We start from the raw sequence: 24411 nt of genomic DNA, 5'->3' as shown, positions 1-24411 counted from the left end.
AGAGCCGACATGAAAAAACGCCTGCTCTGAACAAGAGCAAGCGTTTTGCTATTTGTGCCATAAGAATGATGAAAAACTGGCAGACTTAGTCATCATCTGCAATGAAATCAAACCAAAATGTTAGTTGTACAGCGCCATCAATATCGGCAGGGCTGTTTTCTCCCGTATTTACAGATGGTCGCATGGTTATCTCGTCGGCGAGTTCCGCTATGTGTTGAAAAACTTTTTGGTTATGATTTTTGAAGTTCAGTGCATCACAGACGAATATAATCCATCCGGCATGGTCGTCCGTGTCCATGAACAACGATACTATATAAATAGTACCTTTGAATAAGCGATTTGTCAATAGAGTACTTTTTACATAGGATACATTTGAGGTGTAAATATGGAAAATCTACTCTATACCATCGCACAGTATGGTCACATTACGATTGAATTAAAACCACTAATGGACAAAAAACATATTACGCGGTATGCGTTGGCTCGTGCAGTGAATACGCGCTTTGAGGTGATTGATAAGTGGTATCGCGGGCATGTAGAAAAGATTGACGCAGATGTGTTGGCACGCATTTGTTTTGTAATGGGATGCACGCCGGGTGATATTATTCGCTATATTCCGGCAGAAGAATCGAACACATAAAAAACGCCTGCTCTGAAAATGAGCAGGCGTTTCGTTTTGCTTACGCATTAGAATGCAAAGTAGTTATTTTCGTACTCGTCGAAAATCTTCTTGAAGCCCTTGACATTTGCCTCGATGTCGCCGCCAAAGACAGCAGAACCGGCAACGATGACATTGGCACCGGCTGCAACGATGTCCGGCGTGTTGGTCAGCTTGGCGCCGCCGTCAATTTCCAGCTCGCACTTGTAGCCGTTTTCGTCAATTGCCTTGCGAATGGTGCGGATTTTGTCGGTGCAGGCATCAATGTAGCCCTGACCGCCAAAGCCCGGCTCTACGGTCATGATGAGAACCATATCCAGCTCCGGCAGCAGCGGGAGTAGAACATCTGCCGGAGTACCCGGCTTGATGGATACACAGGCACGGACGCCGGCTTCCTTGATCTTGCGAACCTGTGCCAGCGTGTCGCCGTTTGCTTCGTAATGTACGGTGATAATGTCGGAACCTGCCTTGATGAAGTCATCCAGATACTGATCCGGATTGGAAATCATCAGATGCACATCCAGAGTCGCATCGGTTGCCTTGCGCAGTGCCTTGACAACCGGCGCACCGATGGTCAGATTCGGTACAAAGTGACCGTCCATGCAGTCTACATGCACGTACTCTGCGCCAGCATCGACTGCGATGGCAATGTCGCGCTGCAGGTTGGCAAAGTCAGCGGACAGAATCGACGGAGATAATTTAATCATAATTGCTCTTTCCTTTCCTGTATGGAGCGAACACAGACGCTCCGCTTTTCATATGCTGGAACAGGCGGAAACGCGCGCTGTGCAGCCCGCGGGACAGCGCCCTCTGCCGGCCGGCTAACGCCTTTCGCATACGGGAACCGCCTGTTTGTTCAGGCGGTTCCTGACCTGCGCCAGATGGTATCTCCATTATACATCAAATATGGAAAATATCCAAATGTTTTCACAGGAACAGCACAGCAATTGCGTGGACGATAAATGCGCAGATCCATGCAATGACGCACTGGAATACAACGGTCTGAAATGCCCAGCGAATGCCCAGCTCGCGCTTAATCGAAGCAATTGCCGCCACACACGGGGTATACAGCAGGCAAAAGACAAGCAGAGAAGCGGCGGCTGCCGGTGTCAGCAGAGTTAATAGATCCGCACTGCTGCCGAACAGAATGGTCAGAGTCGAAACAACGCTTTCTTTCGCCATGAAGCCGGTGATGAGCGCGGTGGAAATGCGCCAGTCACCAAAGCCGAGCGGGCGGAAGATCGGTGCGATGCTTCCGGCAACGAGCGCCAACATGCTGTTTTGCGAATCAGAAACCATGTTGAGCTGTAAGCTGAAGTTCTGTAAGAACCAAATGATAATGGTTGCGAGGAAAATAACCGTGAAGGCACGCTGCAAAAAGTCTTTTGCTTTTTCCCACAACAGCTGCATGACGTTTTTCATGCCCGGCATGCGGTAATTCGGCAGTTCCATGACAAACGGAACCGCTTCGCCGCGGAAACGGAATGCTTTGGCAAACAGCGCGGTGAGAATGCCGACGGCGATGCCGCCGAAGTACAGCGCAATCATAACAAGACCGCCGTGCTTGGGGAAGAATGCCGCGGTGAAGAAGCCGTAAATCGGCAGCTTGGCGGAGCAGCTCATAAACGGCGTGAGCATAATGGTCATGCGGCGGTCGCGTTCTGACGGAAGCGTGCGGCTCGCCATGACGCCCGGCACGGTACAGCCGAAGCCAATCAGCATCGGGACAATGCTTCTGCCGGACAGGCCGATTTTGCGCAGCAGTTTATCCATGACAAACGCAACACGCGCCATATAGCCGGTATCTTCCAGCAGAGAGAGGAAGAAAAACAGCACGACGATGATCGGCAGGAAGCTGAGCACACTGCCGACGCCGTTGAAAATACCGTCAATGATGAGGGAATGCAGCACCTGGTTGACGTGCGCGGCGGTCAATGCCTTGGCTGTGAGAATGGTCAACTGGTCAATGCCGATTTCTAGCAAGGTCTGTAAGCCTGCGCCGATGACATTGAACGTCAGGAAGAAAATCAAGCCCATGATGGCGATAAACGCCGGAATGGCGGTGTATTTACCGGTTAAAAATCGGTCAATGCGCCGGCTGCGTGCGCGTTCGCGGCTTTCATGCGGCTTAATGACGGTTTGGTCAACCAGCTTCTCGATGAATGAGAACCGCATATCAGCAATCGCGGCTGCGCGATCCAGACCGCGCTCGTCCTCCATCTGCTTGATGATGTGCTCAATCATCTCCTGCTCGTTTTCGGTCAGGCACAGCAATTCACAGATGCGTGCATCGCCTTCCACGAGCTTGGTCGCGGCAAATCGCAGCGGAATATCCGCGCGCTTGGCGTGATCTTCAATCAAATGCATGATGCCGTGCAAGCAACGGTGCACCGCGCCGCCGTGGTCATTCATGTCACAGAAATCCGTGCGTCCAGGGCGTTCCTGATACTTTGCCACATGCAGAGCGTGACGAACCAATTCGTCGACGCCTTCGTTTTTCGCCGCGGAAATGGGAACGACCGGAATGCCCAGCATTTCTTCCATCTCATTGATGCGGATGGAGCCGCCGTTGCCGCGCATCTCGTCCATCATGTTGAGTGCAAGCACCATCGGAACGTCCAGTTCCATCAGCTGCATGGTTAAGTATAAATTGCGTTCGATGTTCGTCGCATCGACAATGTTGATGATGCCGAGCGGCTTTTCTCCGATGATAAACTGTCTGGTGACAATTTCCTCGCTGCTGTACGGAGACATCGAATAAATGCCCGGCAAATCTGTAATTTCCGTGTCCGCGTGTCCGCGGATGGCACCGCTCTTGCGGTCCACCGTTACGCCCGGAAAGTTGCCGACGTGCTGACTGGAGCCGGTCAGCTGGTTGAACAGCGTGGTTTTGCCGCAGTTCTGGTTTCCGGCAAGCGCAAAGGTCAGCGTAGTTCCCTCAGAAACCGGATGCTCATCGGCTTTTACGTGATATTTGCCGCCTTCGCCGAGACCCGGATGCGCGGTGGCATCCGCGACGGCCTTGGCCGGAGCGGTTTTTTGTGCCGGTTGAGCCGACACAGGCTGAATTTCAATTTTTTCGGCATCTGCCAGACGCAGGGTCAGCTCGTAGCCGTGGATGCGAAGCTCCATCGGGTCTCCCATCGGTGCAAATTTTACCAAGGTGACCTGTGCGCCGGGAATGACACCCATGTCCAAGAAGTGTTGACGCAGGGCGCCCTCGCCGCCGACAGTCGTTACAATCGCAGAGCTGCCGACGGACAGTTCTTTTAATGTCATATGCAGTACCTCCCTTGTCAAATGTTAGTATATACATACATTTGCGGTTTGTCAATTGAGATACGAAAAAAGCACTCTGTTTCTTGAAAAACAGAGCGCTTGTAAACAAATATTTATTCTACTGTGACAGATTTTGCCAGATTGCGCGGCTTATCAACGTCGCAGCCTAACTCAATGGCTGTATAGTATGCAAACAGCTGCATCGGCACGACAGTCAGTGTCGAGGTGAACAGGTCCGCGGTTTTCGGAATGTACAAAACAGTATCTGCGACGGTTTCCGCATCGGTGCAGCCTTCCTTGACGATGGCAATCACGTGCGCCCCGCGCGCCTTGACTTCCTTGACGTTGGAAATCAGCTTTTCATACAGCAGATCCTGCGTTGCCACAGCGATGACCAGTGTGCCCGGCTCAATCAGGGAAATGGTGCCGTGCTTAAGCTCGCCTGCTGCGTATGCTTCCGAGTGTACATAGGAGATTTCCTTGAGCTTGAGGGAGCTTTCCAGCGAAGCGCCGTAGTCGATGCCGCGGCCAATGATAAATACATTGTTGCGGACAAGCTCCGTGCCGGTGGACTGATGATCCTTTGCCAGCTGACGGATTTTATCCTCGTCAGCGAAAATGCTCTCCAGCTGCTCCGGCAGCTTCTGCAAATCAGCCAGCAGAGACTGGAATACCTCCGGACGAATGGTCTGACGAATCTGTGCAAACTTCAAGGCAATCAAATAGATGACAGCGAGCTGTGTGGTGTAGCCCTTGGTCGTTGCAACCGCGATTTCCGGACCCGCCATCGTGTACAGCACGTCATCGCTTTCACGGGCGATGGAGCTGCCAACGGCATTGACGATGGACAGAACGTGCACATCGTTTGCCTTTGCTTCGCGCAGCGCAGCCAGTGTGTCAGCGGTCTCACCGGACTGGCTGATGGTGATGCACAGATCATTGCGGCTGAGAATCGGACGGCGGTAACGGAACTCAGATGCCAAATCCACTTCAACCGGAATGCGGGTCAGCTCCTCGATGACGTACTTGCCGACCATGGCAGCGTGCCAAGCAGAGCCGCAGGCAACCATATGAATACGGCCGATGTTCTTGATGCGCTCGTCGCTCAGACGCAGCTTATCCAGCGTGATTTCTCCGTCATGCACGCGGGAGCCGATGCAGGTGCTCAGCGCGTTGGGCTGTTCCTTGATTTCCTTCATCATGAAGTAATCGTAACCGCCCTTTTCTGCGGCGGAAATATCATAATCTACCGTATACACTTCGTGATGAACCGGCTTGCGATCCATATCCATCAGTTCAACAGAATCCGCCTTGATGAGTGCGATTTCATTGTCGCCCAGCAGATAATACTTGCGGGTATGGTCGAGCACCGCTGGAATATCCGATGCGATGTAATTCTCGTGTTCGCCCAGACCGATAATCATCGGGCTGTCCTTGCGAACTGCGAGCAGGGTGTCCGGATAGTCGGTGCACAGGATGCCCAGTGCATACGAGCCGCGGATGCGGTGCAGCACCTTGATGAGCGTGCCGACCAAATCGCCGTCGTACAGATAGTCAAACAGCTGTGCGACAACTTCGGTGTCGGTTTCCGAGCGGAATACCACGCCGTTTGCCTGCAGTTCTTCCTTGAGCGGGATATAATTCTCAATGATGCCGTTGTGCACCACAGTGATGCGGCGGCTCATGCTCGAATGCGGGTGAGAGTTGATGTCGTTCGGTGCGCCGTGCGTTGCCCAGCGGGTGTGTCCGATGCCGAGCGTGCCGGATACGCCGCCTGCAGCGTTTACCTTTTCGCGCAGGACAGCCAAACGACCCTGAGACTTGACGGTGCGAACTTTGTCAGAGAATACGGCGATGCCTGCCGAGTCATAACCGCGGTACTCCAGTTTTTCCAGACCTTCCAGCAGGAAGGGTGCCGCCTGCTCATGGCCGGCATAGCCTACGATTCCACACATGATAGTTTACCTCCGAGGTATAAATTTTTTATCAGCACAGTGCCGAACCCCTCTGTTCACACCGTCACCGGTGCGGTTTTAGAGAACGGCTTTCGTCCGTGTGCCTGCGGGCGGGAAGCATCCGCCGAATTTTCGATAACTTCCACCTCGTCAGCTACCCTGCATGGCAGCTCTGGCGCTTGGTTCCGGTCGGAAAAGGATTCCGAAATGATGGTGCCGAATGCAGCGGCATAGTTGATTATGGGATATTATAACACGTTCCGGCGGAGAACGGAAGAGCAAACCGTGCAGAAAAACCAAAAAGTGCCCGCGTGAAAATTGGGCTTTTCGATAAAAAATATGAAGAAACCGTAACTTTTCCCACAGGATATGGGAATCTATTGACAATTTCAGGTCGGCGGTATACAGTAAAAACAATCAAAAATATGTATTTTCATCATGCTGTATGAAAAAGAAAGGAAGGATCTTTTTGGATCTCGGAATTGTACAAACGCTGTCGGGGCCGGTGATCGGCGCCGTCATTGGATACTGCACCAACTATATTGCTGTCAAAATGCTGTTTCGCCCGCTGCGGCCGGTGATGCTGTTCGGAAAACAGCTGCCGTTTACGCCGGGCATCATCCCGAAGGGGCAGGCACGGCTCGCGCGCGCCGCCGGTGAGGCGGTAAGCAGTACGCTGCTCACACAAGAAGATATTCGGGAAATGCTGCTGTCAGAACAGGCGAAAACACAGCTGCGCAAGGCGCTGACACAGGAGCTGGGAAAGCACACGGAGACACCGCTCAAGCAAATCGGCATCAAGCTGGCGGGCGAAGAAAATTACGAAAAGGGCCGCGATATTTTACAGGACAAGCTGACCGAAAAGGTCAGCGATCGCGTGCTGGATATGGGGCTGGGCGATATTATCGCACAGAAAGTCATTGAAGCTGTCAGCCAAAAGCTTGACGGTTCGTTTTTGGGAAAGATGATTCGGGGCGATATGCTGGAAGGTCTGGCAAAACCGATTCAGGAACACATTGATGCCTATCTGGATACCAATATAGATGTGCTGCTCACGCCGCAGATGCGCAGCATCTGGGAAGAGTCGGAGCAAAAGCCAGTCGGGGACGTGCTGGCACTTATGCAGGAGGCGCAGATGGAACCGGTCGATTTGTGCATGAAGCTGTATGAGCGCATGGTGGACGAAAAGGCAGAGAGCTTGATTCAAATGCTCAATCTGCGCGGCGTGGCGGAAAATAAAATTCTCGCCATGCAGCCGGAAGAAGTCGAAACGCTGGTCATGTCCATCATGAAAAAAGAGCTGGGCGCTGTCGTCAACCTCGGCGCACTGGTCGGCTTTATTATCGGACTGCTCAATCTGCTGTTCTGAGGGTGCGGCGTGAAGATAGATATTGTTCCAATAAAAGAAAATTATCGTGGAATTGGAAGGTCATTGCTTGCAACGGACTTGCTGACGAAAAAGAGCAAGAAAGATTTTGCAAAGCTGTTGGAAATGTATGATGCGTACCTGATGTTTTTAGAACAACCGGAAAGTCAAAACGTGCTGGAAAAACTCATGGATTTTGAAAAAATACTCCGGCAGTATGAGATTCTGTGTGAGATCATAGCATACGATACAAAACTCATAGATTCTGCGTACGGTTATTCTGTAACATGGCTGGGTATTGATATTGTGCACGATTGCTGCGAGTCTTTGCTGGAGAATATATCCGACAGACGGGTACAACAAATTCTGAATAAAAACGGGTTGTGCAGAAATACGGCAGACATATCGAAATTGTTGCCGCTGTTGGATACCGGCGATGTTATGTGGAAACCGTGTTATGTATATCGAGTGCTGGAAAAATAAAAGGGATTGTTATGAAATCAATAGAAAAAGAATTATCGGTACGAGTAAAAGCAGACCGGCGGCCGAAGTGGCTGCGGCACTTGTGCACGGTGCATCATCACAGGGCGCTGGTGCGAAAGTATTGCTTTAAGCTGGGGCTGTATCGCCAAGGTCTCATGCATGATTTGTCAAAATACAGCCCGACGGAGTTTTTTGTCGGTGCGAAGTACTATCAGGGCTATCGCAGTCCGAACACAGCCGAACGGCTTGATCGCGGCTATAGCACAGCTTGGCTGCATCACAAGGGCAGAAACAAGCACCATTTGGAGTATTGGATTGACTATTCGCTGAAAAAAGACGGGTATCCGCTCACGGGTATGGAAATGCCGGTAAAATACGTCGCGGAGATGCTGTGCGACCGCATTGCCGCCTGCCGTGTCTATCAGGGGGATGCCTATACCGATGCTTCGGCATGGCAGTACTACGAAAACGGCCTGCGCGTCAACACCATGATTATGCATCCGAAAACCCGAGAGCTGCTGGAAACCATGCTGCACATGCTCGCCGAAAAGGGCGAGGAGGAGACTTTTGCCTATATCCGGCGGGAGGTATTGGGCAAAAAGGCGTAGTTTTCTCAAAATCGGTAGAAATCTTTTGATAAATACGGTATACTGATACGAGAAAAACCGCAGGAGGTTCCAAAATGAAGAAGCGATATTTGCTGCTGATCCCAGTTGTGGCGTGCATTGTACTGAGCGCGGCAGCCATCGGATATATTCAGTTTCATCCGGATCGGGCACCGGCAGGTGCAGAATTTCTGGTGCGCACATCCAATGACGCAGAGCAACAGACGAAAGAGCCGGAGAAAGAGGCGGAAGCACAGCCGCTCACGGCATCGCAAAAGCGTGCCAACGAGCTGCTGGACGCGATGACCTTGGAGCAAAAGCTGTATCAGATGATGTTCGTGACGCCGGAGGCGCTGACGCAGACCAAGCAGGTCGTTCGTGCCGGCACGGCAACACAGGAAGCGATAGAAAAGCGTCCGGTTGGCGGTGTGCTGTACACAAGACAGAGCTTGCAGGGAAAAGCGCAAATCAAGGATATGCTGAGCAATACCCAGAGCTATGCCGAGGCATCTAAGAGCGGTGTTCCGGTGTTCTTGGGCGTACAGGAGCAGGGCGGCAGCAATGCGCCGGTTGCACAGGCGCTGCGGACGAAAAGCATTTTGAACGCTGCGGAGAGCACGGACGAACAGACGGCGTATGCACTGGGACAGACCATTGCGCAGGAGCTGAGCGGTGTCGGATTTACCGTAAATTTGGCGCCGGCAGTCGGAGACGATGCAGATATAGCGTCCGGCGAAATCAAGGGCTTGCAGAAAAATCACGTGCTGTCTGCGGTTTCCGCCTTTCCGGGGGAGGATGAGGAAAATCTTTCCGCCTTTGAGGCGTGCATCAAGCAGAAACCGGCATTTATGATTGTCACCAACGCGCAGAACAAGACGTATGATACCGTGCCGTGCTCGGTGTCATCCAAGGTGATGACGGATCTGCTGCGCAAAAAGCTGAACTACACCGGCATTATCATGACGGACGCCTTGCAGGATACAGCCTTGACCGAGCAGTACGCAGAGGGCGAAGCGGCGGTTCTCGCCGTGCAGGCGGGCGCGGATATGCTGCTGGAGCCGTCTGATGTGGATGCGGTTTATCGCGCCCTGTTTCAGGCAGTATCCGACGGAAAATTGACGGAACAGCGCATTGATGACAGCGTGCAGCGCATTCTGACCGCCAAAATTGACGGCGGCCTGATCGCCTGACAAAAACGGACAGAGGATACAATTGGGAAGATTGTATCCTCTTTTTTTCTGTGTATTCTTGACAAATGCACCGGAAACGGATAAGATGAAATAGGAATAGATAAATTACAAGAGAATAGAGAGCGCTGGTCTGTTCGGTGCGGGGAGATGGGACTGAAATGAGAGAGAATCTTTCAGTTTTTTTCTGTATGCGCAAAGGACGGAACGGTACGGTGTGAGCAGAAGAATAAAGAACAGATCCTTCTGCTTTTTTCATGCGATAAAATGCAGGAAAATGAGGGAGAATGGGAAGCAAAAGCACACAGGCCTGTACACAGACAGGCGGACAATGAGGGAGGAACTTATTATGTATACCATTCAGGGAAAAGGCGTTTCCGGCGGTGTAGCAAATGGACCGCTGTGTTTCTATCGGCGCGGAGATCACGACATCGCAAAACATGAGATTGCAGATACAGAAGCGGAAAAGCAGCGCTTTGAATCGGCTCGCCAGACCGCGATGGAGCAGCTCAAGGCACTGTATGAAAAGGCTGTTGCAGAGGTAGGCGAAGAGGGCGCAGAGCTGTTTGAAGCGCATCAGATGATGCTGGATGACCTCGACTATGTGGAGGGCATTCAGGATTTGATTGACGGCGAACAGGTCAATGCGGAGTATGCCGTTTCGCAGGTGGCAGAGCAGTTTGCGCAGATGTTTGCCTCGATGGATGACAGCTACATGCAGGCGCGCGCCGCAGACGTCAAGGATATTTCCAACCGCGTCATTGGTATTTTGAGCGGTGCCGTGGCAGGCGGCATTGATTCGGACGTGCAGGTTATTCTGGCAGCGGATGATTTGGCTCCGTCTGAGACCGTACAGCTGGACAAGTCCAAGATTTTGGGCTTTATTACGCAGGGCGGCTCCGGCAACAGCCACACGGCAATTTTGGCGCGCACGATGGGCATTCCGGCTGTCATCGGTACCGGTGATGCGCTCCGCGAGGACTACGAGGGCAAGACCGCGTGGATTGACGGCGAGACCGGTGAGCTGTTTGTCGAGGCGGACGAAATCACGCATGAGCGCTTGAGCAAGAAGCACGCCAAGCAGCGCGCCATGAAGGAACTCATGGATCAGCTCAAGGGCAAGGAAAATGTGACGATTGACGGCCGCAAGGTCATGGTATACTGCAACATCGGTTCTCCGGATGATGTCGATCAGGTGCTCGCCAATGACGGCGGCGGCATCGGTCTGTTCCGCTCCGAGTTCCTGTACCTGCAGAACAACGATTATCCGACCGAAGAACAGCAGTTCCAGGCATATAAGACGGTTGCCGAACGCATGGGCGGCAAGCGCGTGATTATCCGCACGCTGGACATCGGTGCGGACAAGCAGGCGGATTACTTCCAGCTGGCGCACGAGGAAAATCCGGCAATGGGTCTGCGTGCAATTCGTATCTGTTTGACCCGTCCGGAGGTCTTTAAGACCCAGCTGCGCGCGCTGTATCGTGCTTCTGCATACGGCAAGATTGCCATCATGTTCCCGATGATTACCTCAGAGTGGGAAGTGCTGGAAATCAAGCGCATTTGTGAGGGCGTCAAGGCAGAGCTGCGCAAGGAAGAGCAGCCGTTTGATGAGAACATTGAACTGGGCATTATGGTTGAGACGCCGGCCGCTGTGATGATGTCGGATCGTCTGGCAAAGCTGGTAGATTTCTTCTCCGTCGGCACCAACGACCTGACCCAGTACACGCTGGCAACCGATCGTCAGGGCGGAAATCTCGACCGCTTCTTTGACGCCCATCATCCGGCAGTCCTGCGCATGATTAAGATGGCAGCAGACAACGCCCACAAGGCTGGTATCTGGATCGGCATTTGCGGCGAGCTGGGCGCAGATATTTCGATGACAGAAACCTTTATGGCACTCGGCGTAGACGAGCTGAGTGTTTCCCCGTCCGCTGTCCTGCCGCTGCGTTCAACCATCCGCTCGATTAACACCGCAGAGAACAGAGAGAAAATTCTCGAAGACCTGCTGAAGTAATACGAATAGTATCTGTGAAGGACCTGCCGTGGCTGCGGCAGGTCTTTTTTTATGGTATACTGGGTGGAGACACACAGAAAGAAGGCGAAAACATGAATATAACGGTTTATTTGGGGGCAAACGAAGGAAATGATCCGGCGCTAAAACAGGCCGTGCGGGAGCTGGGTACATGGATTGGCGAGAGCGGAAATGACTTGGTATACGGCGGATCGAAAGTCGGACTGATGGGAATCATTGCGGAGAGTGTGCTGCGTGCAGGCGGCAAAGTCACGGGTGTCGAACCGCAATTTTTTATGGAAAAAGAGCTGCAATACGATGCCGTGACCCATCTCATCGTCACGGAGACCATGGCGGAGCGCAAGAGCAAGATGATTGAGCTGGGCGATGCGTTTATTGCGATGCCAGGCGGAACAGGAACGCTGGAGGAAATCACAGAGGTCATGTCGCTGCTGGCACTGGATCGGCTGGATGCTCCGTGCATTCTCTATAATCTGCACGGATATTATGACAGCTTGCAGCAGCTGCTGGAGCGCATGATTGCGGCAGACCTGTCCAGCGAGTACCGGCAGAGAAAGATTTATTTTGTAAAAAATCTGGAAGAGCTGCAAAAAGTACTCGATTCTTGCTTATCTTGACGCCGTCTCTGCATCCGGCGTTGCATGGCATCCGAATTTAGGATATAATAAACAAGTATATGAAAAAAGTACACGAATGTAGATTCGTGAGGAGGAAGCCTATATGAAAGTAGCAGCAGCAGTAAAAGACGGTGTGATTGCACCGGCACTCAATGAGAGCACGGAAGTGATCATTGTCACCGAAGAAAATGGTCAGCCGGTATCCAAGGAAGTGATTTCTTTGGACGGCGCAGGCATCACCAGCGTACTGTTCAAGCTGTCCATGCAGAACATTGATGTGATGCTGGCGGGCGAAGTCGGCACAGCATTGCAGGAGACCCTGCGCATGATTGGCATGCAGGTGCTGCCGGGATGTCAGGGTGACGCTGTTGAGTGCATTGCCGGTCTGCTGGCGGGCGAACAGGTCGGTGATCCGTCCAAGATTGTCATTCCAGAAGAGGATGAGGACGATCCGATGCACTGCATGCATGACTGCGCAAAGTGCATGGCGGACTGCGGGGATCGTCCGGAGGGCAAGCACTAACATGACGGTTTGCGGACGATTTGCCCCGACGCCGAGCGGACGCATTCATCTGGGCAATATTTTGTGCGCGATGCTGTCTTGGCTGTCGGTTCGGTCGAAAAACGGCAGATATTTGCTGCGCATAGAGGACTTGGACGCGATGCGCTGCCCGCGCTCGCTGGCAGATCTCATCGAGGACGATCTCAAATGGTTCGGCATCGACTGGGATGACGGCGGCAGTGCAGGCGGAGACCCATGGTATCAGAGCTGCCGCACGGCAATCTATGATAGGTATTTTGACGTGCTCAAAGACAAGGGATTGCTGTACCCGTGCTTTTGCAGCCGCGCGGAGCTGCACACGGCGCAGGCGCCGCACCGTTCAGACGGAACATATATCTATGCGGGCACCTGCCGCAATCTGACACCGGAACAAATCGCAGAAAAATCCAAGCGCCGCCCGCCTGCGTGGCGCGTGCGTGTGCCGGAGCGGGAGATGTCGTTCACGGATGGCTGTCAGGGTGTGTATACGGAGAATCTGGCACACGACTGCGGAGACTTTATCATTCGGCGTTCTGACGGCGTGTACGGCTATCAATTGGCGGTTGTCGTGGATGACGGATTGATGGGCGTGACGGAGGTTGTGCGCGGCAGTGATTTGCTCAATTCCACACCGCGGCAGATGTATTTGTATGAACAGCTGGGATTTGCAATTCCGCAGTTTTATCACATGCCGCTGCTCACGGCACCGGACGGCAGACGGCTGTCCAAGCGCGACGGCGATTTGGATTTGGGTGTGCTGCGCGAAAAATTCGGCAGACCGGAACTAATTGTTGGTATGCTGGCAAAAGCGGCAGGGCTGCGCCCGACGGCACAGCCGGTGCAGCTTTCCGATTTGGTCGCAGATTTTTCGTGGGACAAAATCCCCAAACAGGATATTGCGTTGCCGGAGGAGATCTTACAGTGATCCCTCCGGTTTTTTCGTGATTTTTTTCGTGAATTTTCACAATTATTTTGCATAAGACAATGTTTGATGGTATAATAATCACGGAAAACAGAAAGAAGAAAAACCCGTGAGGTATGGGCGGTGTTTTTCGGAAAAGTGAGGAATGAACCATCATGTCAAGAGAGAGAAACAAAATTATCGCAGCGTTGCTTGGCACGGCAGTTGCCGTTGTTGTGCTTGCCGTTGCCATGTTCATTGGTCTGAGCAAAAACGGCTCGACAGAGAAAATAACCTCCGAGCAAATCGCCGTAGGTGAGGATCACATGCTGGCAGTGGACGCCGGCGGCGCCGTGTATGCGTGGGGACATAACAACAAGGGAGAGCTGGGAAACTCCAACTGTGACAATCAGTCCAAGCCGGTCAAAGCAGTCAAGATTTCCGGAAAGGTCACACAGGTTGCAGCGGGAGATGAGCTGTCGTTTGCACTGTGTAAGGACGGAGATTTGTATGCATGGGGCGATGACACCAGCTATCAGATGGGTGACGGTGACAACACCAGCCGCATGGAGCCGAAAAAGGTCAATACAGATATTGCAATGATTGCCGCAGGCACCAAGCATGCACTCGCCATTGATACAGACGGTGCGCTGTATGTCTGGGGCAGAAACAAAAACGGTGCATTGGGTGTTGCGGACAGCGCCTGCGACAAAAAGGACGAAGAAGGCTACGCCTGCATGTCTGCGCCGTATAAGCTGATGGACAATGTCGCGTACATTGATGCGGGCGATGATTATTCCATGGCAATCACCACAGACGGCACGCTGTATGCATGGGGCTATGACGAGGACGGTCAGCTGGGACTTGCTAAGACCGACAGCACAAACAGCAAGGGTGAAGCGTATCAGTCCAAACCGGCGAAGGTCATGGACGGTATAAAAATGGTATCGTGCGGTGCTAAATATATGGCGTTTGCCCTAAAGGAAAATGGCGATTTGTACGGCTGGGGCAACAACAGCGTCGGCTCGCTGGGAATCAAGACTGTTGATGATACGGCGCGCAATGTACAGACCACACCGAAAAAGCTCATGAGCGATGTATCGTATGTCGATGCCGGCTCGGCACATGCGGCCGTGCTCAAGACCAACGGCGATTTGTATACGTTTGGCGTCAACAATTATCATCAGATTGGCATCAAGTTTGGTGATGGAACGCATGCGATTGGACAGGAAACGATTTATTATCAGAGCAAGCCGCGCAAGCTCGCAGAAAATGTAGAAGCTGTGGCGGCGGGCGGATTCAACACCCTGTACCGCTCCAAGGACGGCGTGCTGCGCTCAGTGGGATGCAATCTGTATAAGCAGCTCGGCATTGGCTCGGAGGAATCCGATGTCAAGACACCGACAGCTGTGTATTTAAAAAATTAACACGGCAAAAGCCTCGGCGGGTAAGCGCCGAGGCTTTTTTGTGCGTATCGCAAGATAACAAAAAAATCTGAAAAATATATGAAAAAACGGCGAGAAAAAGACTGATTCTTTCGCAACAAAATAGAAGAAAAATACGCGGGTTCTGGCTATAATATAGACATAAAAACAAAGAGAACAGCAAAAACGAACAAAGCAAAGCGGAGCGTTTGACGGGATTACTGTATCTCTATACAAATAGCATTATCCTATATTATATTTCGAAAGGAAGGATTCGCCATGACAACCGTTCTCACCGCACTGATTATTGCAATGCCGCTCGTTGCAACGGTTCTGAGCCACAGCAGCCACGCTGCTCCGGTTGTATATTCGTCGCGCAGTGCGTACGATTATCGTTAATTTTGATTTCTACCTAATTCCACACTTCTTTGGTTAAATTCTCTCTCGAAAAACCATCCGCAGGGCTTCCTACCGGCTCTGCGGATGGTTTTTTGTGCGCAACCAAAAAGCCCCCGTTCCGAAGAACGGGGGCTGATTAGGAACATATCTCGAATACGTATGGTATTCGGATTGGGCAAATTTTATTCTGCCATCAGGTCGCACATTGCCTGTGTAAAGGCAGCCGGATCTTCTACCGGCATGCCGGCAATCAGCATAGCCTGATCGTACAGCAGCTTTGCATAGGTCTTGAGTTTGTCCGGATCGCTGGTGTACAGGCGAATCAGCTTCTCAAAGATCGGGTGAGAAGCGTTGATTTCCAGAATCTTTTCTGCGGAGAAATGATTGCCGTTGTTCGGCACGTTGTTGAGCACGCGCTCCATTTCAATAGACAGGTTGCCCTCAGAAGTCAGGCAGACCGGATCGCTGACCAGACGGGAAGAAACGCGAACGTCCTTAACCTTGCCGTCCAGTGCTTCCTTCATGGCGTCAAACATCGCGCGGTTCGCGGTGGACTTTTCTTCTGCTTCCTTCTTTTCCTCCTCGGAGGACAGGTTCAGATCGCCTGCGGTGATGGAGCGGAACTTCTTATCATCCTGCGACTCCAGCTGAGAGATGATAAATTCATCAATGTCGGCGGTCAAGTACAGAATATCGTAGTCGTGCTTGCGAACCATCTCAGCCTGCGGCAGCTTGGACAGCGCATCGGTGCTGGAACCGGCAGCATAGTAAATTTCTTCCTGATCTTCCGGCATTGCCTCGCGGTATTCCTTGAGGGTGATGAGCTTCTCGTTCTTTGCCGAATAGAACATCATCAGGTCGCGCAGCTTTTCCTTGTCTGCGCCGTAATTTGCATAGGCACCCGCCTTGATGGAGTAGCCAAAAGCGTTCCAGAATTTGATGTATTCCTCGCGCTCATCCTTCTGCATCTTGAGCAGTTCGGAGCGGATTTTCTTTTCCAAGCTGATGGCGATTGCCTTGAGCTGACGGTCGTGCTGCAGCATTTCGCGGGAGATGTTCAGAGACAAATCAGAGGAATCAACCAGACCGCGCACAAAGCCGAAGTAATCCGGCAGCAGGTCGGCGCACTTTTCCATAATCATAACACCGGAGGTGTACAGAGACAGACCCTTGGAGAAGTCCTTGGAATAGTAGTCAAACGGCGGCTGAGACGGAATGTACAGCAGGGCATCATAGGATGCGGTCAGACCTTCGTTGTGGAAGTGAATTGTGCGCAGCGGCTTCATGTAGTCCATGAACTTGCTGCGGTAGAACTCGTCGTATTCATCCTGCGTGATGTCCTTCTTTGCCTTCTTCCACAGCGGAATCATCGAGTTCAGCGTGTCTTCGGTGTAAACGGTTTCGTATTCCGGCTTGTAATCCTCCGGTGCATCCTCTGGCTTCGGCTTTTCCTGCGAATGCGGCATCTGCATCTTAATCGGGTAACGGATGTAGTCGGAGTACTTGCGAACCAGACCTGCCAAACGATAGGTCTGCAGGAATTCGCTGTAGGTGTCCTCGTCCTCGCCTTCCGGATCCGGCTTGATGGTCAGGATAATGTCTGTGCCATAGGAATCCTTCTCGCCCGGCTCGATGGTGTAGCCGTCTGCGCCGTCAGACTCCCAGATATATGCCTGCTCGGAGCCGCACGCCTTAGAAACGACCTTGACGTGAGAGGCAACCATAAACGAAGCGTAGAAGCCGACGCCGAACTGGCCTATGATGTCGGTATCATCGGTCTGGTTCTCCTGCTTGAATGCCAGAGAACCGCTCTGTGCGATGGTGCCGAGGTTGTGTTCCAGTTCTTCCTTGGTCATACCGATGCCGTTATCGGAAATGGTCAGGGTGCGAGCGTCTTCATCCGCTGACAGATGAATTTCAAAGCCCTCCTCCGGTACGAGGGACGCATCGGTCAGGGACTTGAAGTGGCGCTTGTCAATCGCATCACTTGCATTGGAGATCAACTCGCGCAGGAAAATTTCTCTGTGCGTGTAGATCGAGTTAATCATCATGTCCAGCAGACGCTTGGATTCTGCTTGAAACTGCTGCTTTGCCATTGTATGTCAATCCTTTCAGATTTTAAATTACAGACTTAGCACTCTCATCTGATGAGTGCTAATATAGAATAAACCAATTGCACGGAAAATGCAAGGGGGAAAGGCGGTTTGTTCAAAACTTTTTAACAATAGCAAACCCCTCCGAAAAAAATCAGAGGGGTTTGCCGGAAAAATACGCAGAGATAAAAAATATGTGTATCTGTGTGCAAAAAGCGAAAAAACGGATGCCCGCATCGGGCATCCGTTAGAAGTCATTAGAACAACAAGAAACCGGCAAAAATGACGAAGATGACGGCGACAACACCGAGCATGATGTATGTGAGACGATCTTCCTTTTTTTGCTGCTCGGCGCGGCGAGCCTCTGATTCTTTTCTGCGCTGCTGCTGACTCTTGTGAACCTTTTTTACAGGTCTTCCCATAAAAACAACACCCTCTCTTTTCGTTTCTGTACCGTCAGAGTAACAGAATTTGGCAGCGGTGTCAATGGAAGATTACTCGCTGAGCGATGGTTCCTCTGCCGGTTCCGGCGTTCTGCCGCACAGGGCGTCAAAATAATGCACGAACGCGATTTCCTGATACGGTATGACGTAGAGGCCGACAACGCCAAAGGTAATGGCTGTCAAACAATTCCAAAGGAGAAAACTCAGGTCAAAGACCATCAGTTCCCAGTTGTGGTTTTTAAAAATCTTGGCGCATGCACCGGTTGCCTGCCAAACGCTGGCATCCGGCGTGTCAATCAGGCAGATATACGCGCCGTCGTAGCGGCGCATCTTGACAGATGCCCAAACAGAGACAACACAAACGACAACGAAGTAGATTATAAAAAACAGGAAGAAGGCACCGCTGCCTACATTATCGGCGGGGCTGAAGGCAAACAACGGAAGCAAGCCGACCAATGCAATGGCGCATACGATAACCAGCCAGCCCAGCGAACGAATGCTGATGCTCAAGCTCAGCTTCAAAGAAGTCAGATAGGATTTTCCGCTGGTAAACGGCTGGAAAATCAAACCGACCGTTGAATTTTCACCGCGGGCGCGTGCGACATAGTAATGCTTGGCGCCAAAGGTAATCGGAGAGCCGATAAAGAAATAAATGACAAGATACAGCAGACTGTATTGAGCAAACTTGCCATAGACGGATAAGATAGCGTCCAGACTGGATGCATCTCCAAGTGTATAAAAGCCCTCTGTTCCAATGCTCATGATAATGCTCATGAGAGCCAGCGGAATAGATGCCAAAATCACGGCGCCGATGGTCGGCCAGAACTTTTTGCGAATGTCAGCCCGCGCTTGCGCTTTATAGTCTTTTCGGGCCTGTGCATTGTAAATCATACAAACACCTCGTTTCAGTTTTGTTAAAAAAGTACAGATTCTTCTTCTGTGCTCATTATAGCATAACATGTACAGCGGCACAATAAAAGAATGCGCCGTGGGAAGATTTATCTGAGTCTCGGAAAGGAGCGGTACGCGGGCAAGTCTGCGCAAGAGATAGCCTGATGCGGCATGTGTGCAGTTCGCTCCGGCTTCTCGGCTCTCCCATTGGGAGAGCTGGCATTTGCAAAGCAAATGACTGAGAGGGCAAAAACTGACAAATCGTAGCAGGGCAAATCTCATGCGTATCTTGTCAATCTATAAAACTCCCTCAGTCTTGCCGCAAAGCGGCAATCCAGCTCCCTCACGAGGGAGCCGGCCCTCTCTGTCGCTGCGCGACATCTCTCCCAGAGGGAGAGACAAGATTGGATGGCGCGTGAGGAAAGGAGCGGCACGCGGGCAAGTCTGCGCAAGAGATAGCCTGATGCGGCATGTGTGCAGTTCGCTCCGGCTTCTCGGCTCTCCCATTGGGAGAGCTGGCATTTGCAAAGCAAATGACTGAGAGGGCAAAAACTGACAAATCGTATCAGGGCAAATCTCATGCGTATCTTGTCAATCTATAAAACTCCCTCAGTCTTGCCGCAAAGCGGCAATCCAGCTCCCTCACGAGGGAGCCAGCCCTCTCTGTCGCTGCGCGACATCTCTCCCAGAGGGAGAGACAAGATTGGATGGCGCGTGAGGGAAAACAAAACGCCAAAACCGAAAAATCTCGGTTTTGGCGTTCTCAAGTTTCGGTTTTTCCAGCACTTACTTGGTCTCTTCCGTCTTGGAAGCGGCAGTCTTTGATGCAGCAGCTGTCTTTTTGGCAGCCGACTTGCGGGTGCGGGTTGTGGTTTTCTTTGCCGGTGCTGCGGCAGCGTCTGCTGCGATTTCAGCCTTGGTTCTGCGCTTGCGCTTTGCGCGGGACTCGTTGGTCTTTTTGGCAGCCGGCTTGCGGGTGCGGGTCGTGGTTTTCTTTGCCGGAGCTTCCTCGGCCTTGGTTTCCGGAGCTTCTTCCTTCGGCTGTTCTGCAGCAGCTGCTTCTGCCTTCGGTTCTTCCTTCGGTTCCTCGGCAGCCTCAACGACCGGAGCCTCTGCCTTTGCCTCGCGGATGAACCAGCTCTGGTTGTCGCCGTCTACGTCAACCCAGATCTGCAGGCGTGCGCCGTCTGCGTCTGCGTTCATGCCGACAACGTCGATGCACTTGGCGGACATGGCGGACTTGATGGCAACCGCACCGTCATCCTTCTCCTCGAAGAACCACAGCTGGCTGTCGCCGTTGACATACTCCCACTGGTGAAGATTTGCGCCGTTTACAACGCCCAGGCTGATGATGTCCAGCACCTTGCCCGACTTCTTGTTTGCGATTTTGTAGTACTTACCGTCGATATGCGTAATCGACCACAGCTGCTGGTCTGCGCCGGTTGCCTCTGCCAGGCATACGGCTGCGCCGTTTTCGGTAGAAGCGTTTTCGGCCTCAATGACCTTGCCGCTGACCTTTGCTGCGATGGTGTACCATGCGCTTTTATCAAATGTCTGCATCATAAATGACACTCCTTGTCTCGGTACAGAAATATGTAAATTCTGCAATAAAGTATGAATCTCTTTTCGTGTATAGTATAGCACATGCAATGGGTTCAATCAATGTTTTCGCACCGCAAAAGACAGAAAATAGCAATTTTTTTCTGCGTTTTCGTGAAAAATGTTGAGGTTTTTCAAAAGAACACCACGGCGTTTTGGTGGTTTTGGCGGGCGAAAAATGCGGCAAATTGACGGAAAATATGCACCGGATTGGGAAAGTGCATGTGCTTGCTTTTCATGGTAACAAAAATGTGATATAATACAAAAGCAGAAAACGGCACATTTGTGCACAAAGCCCGTTCCGGATACAATCGGGCGGGACGGAGATCTGGAAGGGATGGGATTCATATTATGACAACTGCGACCATTTATACCATTGAGAGAGAGTTTGGCTCTGCCGGACATATCGTGGGCGAGCGTCTGGCAAAGATGCTGGGAATTCCGTTCTACGATTCTCAAATCGTGGATATGGCGGCGAAAAATGCCGGTGTCAGCCGCAAGATTTTCGAGGGATTTGATGAAAAGCCGACCAATAGCTTTTTGTACTCGCTGGTCATGGGAAGCTATACTGCGGCAGGCTCGATTACGCAATCCTCTGACCTCAACATGAGTGATAAGCTGTTTGTCGAAGAAGCAAAAATTATCCGCGAAGCGGCAGAAAAAGGCCCGTGCGTTGTGGTAGGACGCTGCGGCAGTTATATTCTGCGCGAGCGTCCGGACGTTGTCCGTGTGTTCTGCACAGCGGATATGGAGTACCGCAAGCATCATGCCATTCATGACCTCGGCATGCCGGAAAAGCGCATTGAAGATGCGATTTCCAAGCGCGACAAAAAACGTGCGAGCTATTATAACTATTATACCGGCAAGCGCTGGAGCGATGCGTCCAGCTATGACCTGTGTGTCTCAACGAGCACCGCAGGCATTGACGGCGCAGTGGATACGATTCTCGCCTTTGGAGAAATGCTCGAGCAGCAGCGCGCACAGCGGAGCAAATAAATACCGAAAACAGCGCAAAAGAGGCAGGTTTCTTATGAATCCTGCCCCTGTTTTTTTGTGCGCAAGTATGCTATACTGTCTAAACGATTTGTATTTTATTTTTCGTTTTTCAGAGAGGAGTGAGCTTCTGTGCTGGAAGTATGGACGGAATGTATCATGGACATTGTCAAGACCATTCCGATTCTCTTTGTTGTATATCTGGTCATCAGCTGGATGGAAAATCATATGGATGCGGTAACCCGCGTGGTCACGAGCACAGAGCCGGCAGGGCCGGTCATCGGCGCATTGATTGGCGCGATTCCGCAGTGCGGCTTTTCAATGGGTTGCTCGGTGCTGTATTGCCGCGGATTTCTGGCGCCTGCCACGCTGATTGCCGTGTATTTGTCCACATCCGATGAGGCAATTCCGGTTTTATTCGCGGGCGGCTGCAGCTGGAAAGAAATTGTGCTGCTCATTGCCGTAAAAATCGGCATTGCGATTGTCGCCGGTTATCTGTTTTATCTGTTCTGGTTCCGCAAGCACTGGAACATTGACGACTGGCCGGAGGACGATGAGCTGGACATGAATGAGGTCAATGCGAGCTGTTCCTGCTGCGGCGGCCAATCGCTGTGGCGCTCGGCGCTCATTCGCACGGCAAATACCACAGTTTTTCTCGTCATCACGATGTTGATTCTCAACACGATTATTTATCTGCTCGGTGCAGATTCGCTGGCGGCGATTTTGCTGCAAGGCTCTCGCCTGCAGCCGGTGCTGTGTGCGCTGATCGGATTGATTCCGGGCTGTGCCGTGTCGGTGCTGCTCGTGCAGCTGTTTACCGCAGGTACCATCAGCTTTGGCAGTGTGATTGCCGGACTTTCCGCCGGTGCGGGCTTTGGTTTTATTTTGCTGCTGCGCGAAGCGCCGTGCAAAAAATCCGCTTGGCAGATTATCGGCTGCACGTATGCGGCAGCTGTTGCGGCGGGACTGCTGATAGATTGTATTATATAAATAAACGATTGTTTATCAAACGATATCCCCCTATTTAGTGAACATTTTACAGGAGGTTTTTCATGCTTAGCGTTAATCATTTGAGCATTAACTTTGACGGAGAGAATTTGTTCTCTGATGTCAATCTGAAATTTACCGAGGGCAACTGCTATGGTGTCATCGGCGCGAACGGTGCGGGTAAGTCCACCTTCCTGCGCATGCTGTCCGGCGATTTGGAGCCGTCTACCGGTACGGTGGAGCTGGATCCGAAGCTGCGCATGTCGGTTCTGCGTCAGGATCATTTTGCCTTTGATGACTGTACGGTTGTAGACACGATTATTCAGGGCAACAAACGCCTGTATGAAATCATGCAGGAAAAAGATGCGCTGTATGCCAAGGATCCGTTTACTGAGGAAGACGGCAACCGCGCCGCTGAGCTGGAAGCAGAATTTGCAGAGCTGGACGGCTGGAATGCAGATACCGAAGCGGCTCGCCTGCTGCAGGGTCTGGGACTCAAGGCAGACGACATTCTGTACAGCGGCATGAAGTACCGTACGGACGCAGAAAAGGTCAAGATTCTGCTGGCACAGGCGCTGTTCGGCAAGCCGGATATCATGCTGCTTGACGAGCCGACCAACCATTTGGACATTCATTCCATTGCGTGGCTGGAAGATTTTCTGGCAGATTATGAGGGTACCGTCATCGTTGTATCGCATGACCGTCACTTCCTCAACAATGTCTGCACCCACATTGTAGATATTGACTACGGCAAGGTTCGCCTGTACGTCGGCAACTATGAGTTCTGGTATGAGTCCTCTCAGCTGGTACAGCGCACCTTGAACGATCAGAAGAAGAAGGCAGACGAAAAGATCAAGGAATTGCAGGAATTTATCCGTCGATTTTCCGCAAACAAATCCAAGTCCAAGCAGGCAACCAGCCGCAAAAAGCTCATTGACAAGCTGACGGTTGACGAACTGCCGGCATCGTCCCGCCGGTATCCGTTTGTCGGCTTCCAGATGGACAGAGAGCCGGGCAAGGATATTTTGGAGGTCAAGGACATTTCCAAGACCATCGACGGTGAAAAGGTTCTCAATCATGTATCGTTCCGCGTGGCGCGCGGCGATAAAATTGCGTTTGTCGGCAAGACTGAGCAGGCAGCGACTACCCTGTTCCAGATTTTGATGGGCGAGATGGAACCGGATGAAGGCAGCTTCAAGTGGGGCGTTTCCACCAGCCAGTCGTATTTCCCAAAAGACAACTCGGAGTTTTTTAACGGTCATACCGAGAATATGCTGGATTGGCTGGCTCCGTATTCGCAGACCGATACGCTGGAGACAACGCTGCGTTCGTTCTTGGGCAAGATGCTGTTTTCCGGCAACGATGTGTACAAGTCTGTTAATGTACTGTCCGGCGGCGAGAAGGTTCGCTGCATGCTGGCACGTATGATGCTGTTTGGTTCCAATGTGCTGGTTGTCGATCAGCCGACCAACCATCTGGATCTGGAATCCATCACCGCAGTCAACAACGGTCTGATTGATTTTAAGGGCAATGTCCTGTTTGCATCGCATGACCATGAGTTCACGCAGACTATTGCCAACCGTATCATTGAAATCACAGAGGATGGCGTTTGGGATAAGCAGTGCACCTATGACGAATATCTCGAAATCCGAGGCTGATTATCAAAAAGAGGCAACAGCGCGCGCTGTTGCCTCTTATAGCTTGCGAATGAGAGCTTCATGTGGTATCCTTAAATACAGCACTGCCACGAACGGTAGGCGGTTTGTCCTTTTTGACAGAGGACAGACTTCTTTTGCCCTCTGATCTTAGGAGAGGAGGGATGCATCATGGTTACATATGAAGCGTTATTTGCTTATACCGCAGCCATTGTTGGTGTAATTTCTCTGACTGTTCAGATTATTGCTCTGGTCATTCAGCTGACAAAAAAGAAGTAACCGCCCAGCTTCCACACCAGCGGT

Annotated in this window: 20 protein-coding genes; 13 read left to right on the top strand and 7 right to left on the bottom strand. The window is 51.8% G+C overall.

Annotated elements, in window-relative coordinates:
* The first annotated feature begins 385 nt into the window (after window positions 1-385).
* Window positions 386-640 carry a helix-turn-helix domain-containing protein gene (locus tag KQI75_RS07690; protein WP_246566494.1) on the top strand — a complete coding sequence of 85 codons (255 nt, stop codon included), beginning with the start codon at window positions 386-388 and terminating at the stop codon, window positions 638-640.
* A gap of 47 nt (window positions 641-687) precedes the next feature.
* Here the strand turns inward: KQI75_RS07690 and rpe are convergent, their stop codons facing one another.
* The 3 genes from rpe to glmS all read right to left on the bottom strand — a co-directional run bounded on the left by rpe (window position 688) and on the right by glmS (window position 5892).
* On the bottom strand, window positions 688-1365 hold the full coding sequence (gene rpe / locus KQI75_RS07685) for a ribulose-phosphate 3-epimerase (protein ID WP_216470153.1): 678 nt from the start codon (window positions 1363-1365) through the stop codon (window positions 688-690).
* A 220-nt stretch (window positions 1366-1585) separates the two neighbouring features.
* Complete coding sequence (gene feoB, locus KQI75_RS07680; RefSeq protein ID WP_216470152.1) at window positions 1586-3937, bottom strand: ferrous iron transport protein B; 2352 nt, start codon at window positions 3935-3937, stop codon at window positions 1586-1588.
* Window positions 3938-4050: 113 nt separating this feature from the next.
* Window positions 4051-5892, bottom strand: a complete 1842-nt coding sequence (gene glmS / locus KQI75_RS07675) for a glutamine--fructose-6-phosphate transaminase (isomerizing) (protein WP_216470151.1) — start codon at window positions 5890-5892, stop codon at window positions 4051-4053.
* A gap of 469 nt (window positions 5893-6361) precedes the next feature.
* On the opposite strand from glmS, the gene KQI75_RS07670 reads away from it, so the two are divergent.
* From KQI75_RS07670 to KQI75_RS07630, 9 genes are all read left to right on the top strand, one after another.
* Window positions 6362-7261, top strand: coding sequence for a DUF445 domain-containing protein (locus KQI75_RS07670; protein WP_216470150.1), 900 nt, complete (start codon window positions 6362-6364; stop codon window positions 7259-7261).
* 9 nt (window positions 7262-7270) lie between these two features.
* Window positions 7271-7741, top strand: a complete 471-nt coding sequence (locus tag KQI75_RS07665) for a hypothetical protein (protein ID WP_216470149.1) — start codon at window positions 7271-7273, stop codon at window positions 7739-7741.
* A gap of 11 nt (window positions 7742-7752) precedes the next feature.
* Window positions 7753-8349 carry a DUF5662 family protein gene (locus KQI75_RS07660; RefSeq protein WP_246566491.1) on the top strand — a complete coding sequence of 199 codons (597 nt, stop codon included), beginning with the start codon at window positions 7753-7755 and terminating at the stop codon, window positions 8347-8349.
* 74 nt (window positions 8350-8423) lie between these two features.
* Complete coding sequence (locus tag KQI75_RS07655) at window positions 8424-9536, top strand: glycoside hydrolase family 3 N-terminal domain-containing protein (protein WP_216470148.1); 1113 nt, start codon at window positions 8424-8426, stop codon at window positions 9534-9536.
* Between the two features lie 346 nt (window positions 9537-9882).
* Entirely contained in the window at window positions 9883-11547 is a 1665-nt protein-coding gene (ptsP, locus tag KQI75_RS07650) for a phosphoenolpyruvate--protein phosphotransferase (RefSeq protein ID WP_216470147.1), read from the top strand.
* Window positions 11548-11639: 92 nt separating this feature from the next.
* The gene (locus tag KQI75_RS07645; RefSeq protein ID WP_216470146.1) at window positions 11640-12182 is read left to right on the top strand and encodes an LOG family protein; all 543 of its coding nucleotides are present in this window, start codon (window positions 11640-11642) and stop codon (window positions 12180-12182) included.
* A gap of 103 nt (window positions 12183-12285) precedes the next feature.
* On the top strand, window positions 12286-12705 hold the full coding sequence (locus KQI75_RS07640) for a hypothetical protein (RefSeq protein WP_216470145.1): 420 nt from the start codon (window positions 12286-12288) through the stop codon (window positions 12703-12705).
* A gap of 1 nt (window position 12706) precedes the next feature.
* Window positions 12707-13648, top strand: a complete 942-nt coding sequence (gluQRS, locus tag KQI75_RS07635; protein ID WP_216470144.1) for a tRNA glutamyl-Q(34) synthetase GluQRS — start codon at window positions 12707-12709, stop codon at window positions 13646-13648.
* Between the two features lie 152 nt (window positions 13649-13800).
* Entirely contained in the window at window positions 13801-15051 is a 1251-nt protein-coding gene (locus KQI75_RS07630) for an RCC1 domain-containing protein (RefSeq protein ID WP_216470143.1), read from the top strand.
* Window positions 15052-15629: 578 nt separating this feature from the next.
* On the opposite strand, the gene htpG is transcribed toward KQI75_RS07630, so the two are convergent.
* The 4 genes from htpG to KQI75_RS07610 form a co-directional block, all read right to left on the bottom strand.
* Window positions 15630-17543: a molecular chaperone HtpG gene (gene htpG / locus KQI75_RS07625; protein ID WP_216470142.1), complete on the bottom strand. Its 1914-nt coding sequence runs from the start codon at window positions 17541-17543 to the stop codon at window positions 15630-15632.
* A gap of 254 nt (window positions 17544-17797) precedes the next feature.
* Complete coding sequence (locus tag KQI75_RS07620; RefSeq protein ID WP_216470141.1) at window positions 17798-17962, bottom strand: G-protein coupled receptor; 165 nt, start codon at window positions 17960-17962, stop codon at window positions 17798-17800.
* A 72-nt stretch (window positions 17963-18034) separates the two neighbouring features.
* A complete protein-coding gene (locus tag KQI75_RS07615) occupies window positions 18035-18874 on the bottom strand; it encodes a DUF975 family protein (RefSeq protein WP_216470140.1) in 840 nt (279 codons plus the stop codon).
* Window positions 18875-19660: 786 nt separating this feature from the next.
* Window positions 19661-20437, bottom strand: a complete 777-nt coding sequence (locus KQI75_RS07610; RefSeq protein ID WP_216470139.1) for an RICIN domain-containing protein — start codon at window positions 20435-20437, stop codon at window positions 19661-19663.
* Window positions 20438-20824: 387 nt separating this feature from the next.
* Between KQI75_RS07610 and KQI75_RS07605 the strand changes: the two genes are divergently transcribed.
* From KQI75_RS07605 to KQI75_RS07595, 3 genes are all read left to right on the top strand, one after another.
* Window positions 20825-21469 carry a cytidylate kinase-like family protein gene (locus KQI75_RS07605; protein ID WP_216470138.1) on the top strand — a complete coding sequence of 215 codons (645 nt, stop codon included), beginning with the start codon at window positions 20825-20827 and terminating at the stop codon, window positions 21467-21469.
* A gap of 129 nt (window positions 21470-21598) precedes the next feature.
* Complete coding sequence (locus KQI75_RS07600; protein ID WP_216470137.1) at window positions 21599-22456, top strand: putative manganese transporter; 858 nt, start codon at window positions 21599-21601, stop codon at window positions 22454-22456.
* A 62-nt stretch (window positions 22457-22518) separates the two neighbouring features.
* Window positions 22519-24111 carry an ABC-F family ATP-binding cassette domain-containing protein gene (locus KQI75_RS07595; protein ID WP_216470136.1) on the top strand — a complete coding sequence of 531 codons (1593 nt, stop codon included), beginning with the start codon at window positions 22519-22521 and terminating at the stop codon, window positions 24109-24111.
* The last annotated feature ends 300 nt before the right edge of the window (window positions 24112-24411 follow it).

The organism is Butyricicoccus intestinisimiae, from assembly GCF_018918345.1.
In the GTDB taxonomy this organism is placed as follows: domain Bacteria; phylum Bacillota; class Clostridia; order Oscillospirales; family Butyricicoccaceae; genus Butyricicoccus_A; species Butyricicoccus_A intestinisimiae.
Note: the sequence above shows the minus strand (reverse complement) of the source record. Positions and strands in the feature narration are given on the sequence as shown.